Raw genomic sequence first — 5,974 nt, 5'->3', positions numbered from 1 at the left:
GGGCCATTGGGGGGGGGCGGGGCTCGCGCCCCCCCGCGACGAGAATGCCCGCGCGTACTTCCTGCAGCCCGACGGCAGCCCCAAACCCGCGGGCACCAACCTCACCAATCCCGCGATGGCCAAGACGCTCAACGCGATTGCCGCCGACGGCGCGGAAGCGTTCTACACCGGTGCCATCGCCGCCGATATCGTGGACGCGGTGGCCTCGACCGACGGCGGCCGCACCCCGGGTCTGATGTCGCTGGCGGATCTGGCCGGATATCAGCCGAAGAAGCGCACCGTCCTGTGCACGCCCTATCGCGAGCACATCGTGTGCGGTTTCCCCAACCCGTCCTCGGGCGGCATCACCGTGGCCGCCACCCTGGGCATCCTGTCGAATTTCGACCTGGCCGCCCTGGGGCCCGACCAGCTCGACGGCGGGGATGCCGCGCTCGACGGCGGCAAGCCGAAAGCCGAAGCGGTGCACCTGATCTCCGAGGCCGAACGGCTCGCCTACGCCGACCGGAACAAGTACATCGCGGATTCGGATTTCGTGCCGCTGCCCGGCAATACCCCGCAGACCCTGGTGAATCCGGACTATCTGCGGCAGCGGGCCGGTCTCATCGACCCGGGCCGCAGCATGGGCACCGCACAGCCCGGCGATTTCGGACCGGTCCCGCTCGGCACCGGCCCCCAGCCGCCCGAGCACGGCACCAGCCACATCTCCGTCATCGACAGCTACGGCAACGCCGCGTCCATGACCACCACGGTCGAATCCGCCTTCGGCTCTTTCCATCTCGTCGACGGCTTCATCCTCAACAACCAGCTCACCGACTTCGCCGCCGACCCGCTCGGCGAGGACGGACTCCCGGTGGCCAACAGCATCGACGCCGGGAAGCGCCCCCGCAGCTCCATGGCCCCCACCCTGGTCTTCGACCGCGCCGCCGACGGCGAGCGCGGACGGCTCACCCACGTCACCGGCTCCCCCGGCGGCTCCCTCATCATCCAGTTCGTGGTGAAAACCCTGGTGGCCATGCTGGATTGGGGACTGGATCCGCAGCAGGCCGTCTCGGCGGTCGATTTCGGCGCGGGCAACACCCCCACCACCAATGTCGGCGGCGAGCATCCGGCCGTCGACGCCGACGCCGACGGCGACAACGACCCGCTCGTCCAACGCCTGCGCGAACTCGGCCACACCGTGTCGGTGGCACAGCAGACCAGCGGCCTGTCCGCGCTGACCCGAGACGGCGACGGCTGGATCGGCGGCACCGATCCCCGCCGCGAGGGCGCGGTCATGGGCGACAACCGCTGACCGGGCGCGGCACACCGGTCACGCCGTCACCCGCGCTCGTGCGCAATCGATGGCGGCCGTGGTGGTATCGAAGATCCGTTCACCGGCGGGCAATGCCCCCACCGCCGCCAGCCGACGCCGGTGATCGGGGCGCAGCCCCGACAGCAGTACGGTGATGCCGCGGTGCTCGAGCTTCCCGACGGCATCGGCGAGCACCAGCGCGCCGGTGCTGTCCAGCGAGGTCAGATGCGCCATCCGGAGCACCACCACCTGGACGTCGGCGACCTCGGCCAGTTCCAGCAGGAAGCGGTGCGCGGTCGCGAAGAACAGCGGCCCCTCCAGGCGGTAGGCGACGATGTGGTCGTGCAGCAGTGCGTGCTCCTCCGCGAGGTGGTCGGAATCGTCCAGCGGCACCTGCGACAGCCGGGCCTCGCGGGCGATCGACCGCAGTGCCAGTATCGCGGCGATGCCGACGCCGACCGCCACGGCGGTGATCAGATCGAGTGCGACCGTCACCGCGAAGGTGGCCGCCATGATGACCGCGTCGCCGCGCGAGGCGCGGGCGATGGCGGCCAGCGAGGCGGTCTCCACCATGCGCACGGTGGTGGCCAGCAGCACTCCGGCCAAGGCCGCCACCGGAATTCGCTCCACCAGCGGCGCGGCGGCGTACACGATGCCCGCCAGGATGAGGGCGTGGGTGAGCGCGGCCAGCCGGGTCCGCGCCCCGGAGCGCACGTTCACCGCCGTCCGGGCGATGGCCCCGGTGGCCGGGACGCCGCCGAACAGCGGGGCCGCGATATTGGCGAGCCCCTGCCCGAGCAGTTCGCGATCCGGATCGTGCCGGGTGCCGACCGCCATGGCGTCGGCGGCCGTCGCCGACAGCAGCGATTCCAGCGCCGCGAGCGCGGCGACCGCCACGGCGGGTGCGAGCAGTGCGCCGAGCCGATCCGGATCGACGAATTCGAGTGTGGGAGCGGCCAATCCGGCGGGCAGCGCACCGATGCGGATGATGTCCAGGTGCGTCCACTCGGCCACCAGCGTCGCCCCGCCGACCGCGGCCAGCGCGAACGGCAGCTTGGGCAGATGCCGGCCGCCCAGCAGGATCACCGCCGCGACCACCACCGCCGTCACCGGCGCGGCCGCCACCGGATGCGCGGCGAACGCGCGCACCGCCGCGACGGCGACCTGCCACACCCGCTCACCGTCGAGTTCGCCGACGCCAAGCGCGGAGGGCACCTGCTGCAATGCGATCACCACCGCGATTCCGGCGGTGAAGCCCTCGATCACCGGTGCCGGGACGAAGCGCACCGCCCGCCCGACCCCGGCCGCGGCCATGGCGACCAACAGCAGGCCCGCCAGCAGGCCGACCATGAGGACGCCCGACGCGCCGTGCTGGTGCGCGATGGGCACCAGCACGACGGTCATGGCCCCGGTGGGACCCGATACCTGGAAGCGGGAGCCGCCGAACACCGCGGCGAGTGCGCCCGCGATGACCGCGGTGGCCAGCCCCGCCGCCGCGCCGAGTCCGGAGCTGATCCCGAAACCCAGCGCCAACGGCAATGCCACCAGCGCGACGATCAATCCCGCCAGCAGGTCCGCACCGGGAGCTTTCACGGCCGGAGCCCAATCCGATCGGACCGGGAGCAGCGACCGCACGGTCAGTTCACCGTGGCGTCGTCGCCGCGATAGTCGGCCAGGCGCAGCTTCAGCGCCGCGAGCTGTTCACGCAACGGCTCGGGCAGCCGGTTGCCGCCGATGGTGGCGTACCACTCGTCGATCAGCCGTAGCTCGGCCACCCACTCCCGCGTGTCGACGGCCAGCGCGGCGGACACCCGATCGCGGTGCACCGCGTCGAGTCCGTCCAGGTTCAGCGCGTCGGCGGTGGGCAGGTAGCCGATGGGCGTGGTCACCGCGTCGGCGGTGCCGTCGAGACGTTCCAGCGCCCACTGCAACACCCGCACGTTGTCGCCGAACCCCGGCCAGAGGAAAGCTCCTTCGTCGCTGCGCCGGAACCAGTTCACCTGGAAGATCTTCGGCAGCCGCGCCCCCTCCCGCTGTGCCAGCGACAGCCAGTGCGCGAAGTAGTCGCCCACGTGGTAGCCGAGGAAGGGCAGCATGGCCATGGGGTCGCGGCGCACCACGCCGACGGCGCCGGTGGCCGCCGCGGTGGTCTCCGACGAGAGCACCGAGGCGAGGAAGACCCCGTGCGTCCAGTCGAACGATTCGGTCACCAGCGGCACGGTGCTCGCGCGCCGCCCGCCGAAGAAGATGGCCGAGATGGGCACCCCCGCCGGATCGTCCCACTCGGGTGCCACCGAGGGGCACTGTTCGATCGGCGTGCAGTAGCGCGAATTGGGATGTGCCGCCGGGGTTTCGCTCTCCGGGGTCCAGTCCCGCCCGCGCCAGTCGACGAGGTGGGCGGGCGGCTCGTCGGTCATGCCCTCCCACCACACCTCCCCGTCGTCGGTGCGCGCCACATTGGTGAAGATGGAATTGCCGCGCGCGATGGTGGCCATGGCGTTGGGGTTGGTGCGCGCGCCGGTTCCCGGTGCGACACCGAAGAATCCGGACTCGGGGTTCACCGCGTACAACCGCCCGTCGGCCCCGAATCGCAGCCAGGCGATGTCGTCGCCGACGGTTTCCGCCCGCCAGCCCGGCAGCGCGGGCTCCAGCATAGCGAGGTTGGTCTTGCCGCAAGAGGATGGGAAGGCCGCGGCAACGTAGTGCGTCTTCCCTTGCGGCGACGTGAGTTTCAGGATGAGCATGTGCTCGGCCAGCCAGCCTTCGTCGCGTCCCAGCACCGAGGCGATGCGCAGCGCGAAGCACTTCTTGCCCAGCAGGGCGTTGCCGCCGTAGCCGGAGCCGTAGCTCCAGATGGTGCGCGTCTCCGGGAAGTGCGCGATGTATTTGGTCCGGTCGCACGGCCACGGCATATCCGGCTGTCCGGCGGCCAGCGGAGCGCCGACAGAGTGCAGACATTTCACGAAGTCCCGAGTGTCGGTGAGCCGTTCCCAGACCGGCGTGCCGGAGCGGGTCATGATCCGCATGGAGACCGCGACATAGGCCGAATCGGTGATCTGCACACCGTATTTCGGCTCGCCGGCGTCGAGCGGCCCCATGCAGAAGGCGATCACGTACAGGGTCCGTCCGGCCATCGCGCCCCGGTAGTGCTCGGTCATGACGGTGCGCATGTCCACCGGGTCCATCCAGTTGTTGGTGGGACCGGCATCGGATTCGCGCTCGGAGCAGATGAAGGTGCGATCCTCCACGCGGGCGACGTCCTCGGGGTCGGAGGCGCACCAGAAGGAGTTGGGGATGGCCGACAGCGGTACGAAGGTGCCGCGCCGCACCAGTTCGGCGGTGAGCCGATCCCATTCCGCCGCGGAGCCGTCACACCAGACCACGTGATCGGGCGCGGTGAGCGCGACGACCTCGCCCACCCAGTCGAGGATGCCGCGGTGCGTGGTCGGCGCGGCCGACACGAAGGCGGGGAGGACGGTCAACGGAATCTCCTTCGAATGTGACTAGGTAGGTAGTTGCGCAACTATGCAACCAGCGGATACGGCAGTGCGCGTCGGGACGACCGGGACAGTGACTAGGCCGGTGGCTCGAGCAGTTCGGCTTGGCCCGCCACCACACCGGTCAGGATGGCTCTGGCGGTGGCGAGGAGCTGGGCGACCTCGGGCGAGGTCAGGGAGTAGGTGACCGACAGGCCCTCGCGTCGGGCGGTAACCAGACCGGCCCGGCGCAGGATCGACAACTGCTGGGAGAGGTTGGCGGGTTCCACCCCGACCTCGGGCAGCATTTCGGAGACCGCGTGCTCACGCTCGCTGAGCAGTTCGAGCACACGGATGCGCACGGGGTGTCCGAGCGTTTTGAAGAAGTCCGCTTTCATCTGGTACAGCGGCCTTTTCAGTCCTGGCACTTCCGAACCAATCCTTCCGCTGGTGGCGGTATCGGCGCGGACGACCGACCTGCTGTTTGCAGAGTTTAGCAAACAGCCGAAACAGCGATCAGCCGGGCGGGGCCGCCGAGTACTTCGCCCCCAGCTCCCGGAAGCGGTCCATGGCGGCGACCGCGCGCTCACCGTCATTGGCGCGGATGGCGAGAATCGGCACGTAGTCGTCGTCGACCAGCTCCAGCCGCGGCCACGCCTTCTTGTCCGGAAACGACACCCCGCGAATGTCCTGCCACCGGAATTCGCTGTCGCCCACGATATTGCGCACCACCACACCGCGCGGGCCGACGCGCAGCCGGGGCCGGGTCAGCAACAGCACGCCGCCCCCGAGCAGCAGGCCGATGGCCACCACCGCCACCTGGTCCACCACCCGGAAGTTGACGCCGGTGGAGCCGTTGCGCAGGAAGACGCCCGCCACACCGAACACGACGACCAGGATGGCCGCCACGATCCGCGCATTGCGCGTCGACCGGCGGGGCCGCACCTCGAGATCCCACCCGGCGGCGGTGTGCGATGAGGTGGCTGTTTCGGATGTCGCGGGCACGGGTGCCGACTCCTCGGAGCTCGTCTCGGATCGCGGTGACGCGGAGCCGGATGCGGGTGGCGCGGAGCCTGGCTCCGCCGACGCCCCATCGGGTTCAAACGACGCCCCATCAGGTCCCAGCGGCGCGCCATCGGCTCCCAGCGACGTGCCATCGGGTTCAGGCGACGCGGTCCCAGGCCCTGTCGACTCCGCGCCGGCGGCG

Annotated in this window: 5 protein-coding genes; 1 reads left to right on the top strand and 4 read right to left on the bottom strand. The window is 70.6% G+C overall.

Annotated elements, in window-relative coordinates; all coding sequences use genetic code 11:
* Positions 1-1,291 (top strand): gamma-glutamyltransferase (locus QK444_RS31275; RefSeq protein WP_282785679.1); only part of this gene is annotated, 1,291 nt, incomplete at its 5' end.
* Between the two features lie 18 nt (positions 1,292-1,309).
* On the opposite strand, the gene QK444_RS31270 is transcribed toward QK444_RS31275, so the two are convergent.
* From QK444_RS31270 to QK444_RS31255, 4 genes are all read right to left on the bottom strand, one after another.
* Complete coding sequence (locus tag QK444_RS31270; RefSeq protein ID WP_282785680.1) at positions 1,310-2,932, bottom strand: SulP family inorganic anion transporter; 1,623 nt, start codon at positions 2,930-2,932, stop codon at positions 1,310-1,312.
* Complete coding sequence (locus tag QK444_RS31265; protein WP_282785678.1) at positions 2,929-4,773, bottom strand: phosphoenolpyruvate carboxykinase (GTP); 1,845 nt, start codon at positions 4,771-4,773, stop codon at positions 2,929-2,931. The genes QK444_RS31270 and QK444_RS31265 overlap by 4 nt, the downstream gene beginning before the upstream one ends.
* A 92-nt stretch (positions 4,774-4,865) precedes the next feature.
* A complete protein-coding gene (locus QK444_RS31260; RefSeq protein WP_029924481.1) occupies positions 4,866-5,165 on the bottom strand; it encodes a metalloregulator ArsR/SmtB family transcription factor in 300 nt (99 codons plus the stop codon).
* Positions 5,166-5,283: 118 nt separating this feature from the next.
* Positions 5,284-5,772, bottom strand: coding sequence for a PH domain-containing protein (locus tag QK444_RS31255; RefSeq protein ID WP_282785677.1), 489 nt, complete (start codon positions 5,770-5,772; stop codon positions 5,284-5,286).
* Positions 5,773-5,974 lie beyond the last annotated feature (202 nt).

This window comes from Nocardia sp. CC201C, from assembly GCF_030010695.1.
GTDB lineage: Bacteria > Actinomycetota > Actinomycetes > Mycobacteriales > Mycobacteriaceae > Nocardia > Nocardia otitidiscaviarum.
This window is presented reverse-complemented; position numbering and strand designations above follow the sequence as displayed.

What these genes read in the sequence shown, in the direction of transcription:
- QK444_RS31260 (WP_029924481.1), bottom strand. Translation starts at nt 5,165, where the DNA reads ATGAAAGCGGACTTCTTCAAAACGCTCGGACACCCCGTGCGCATCCGT.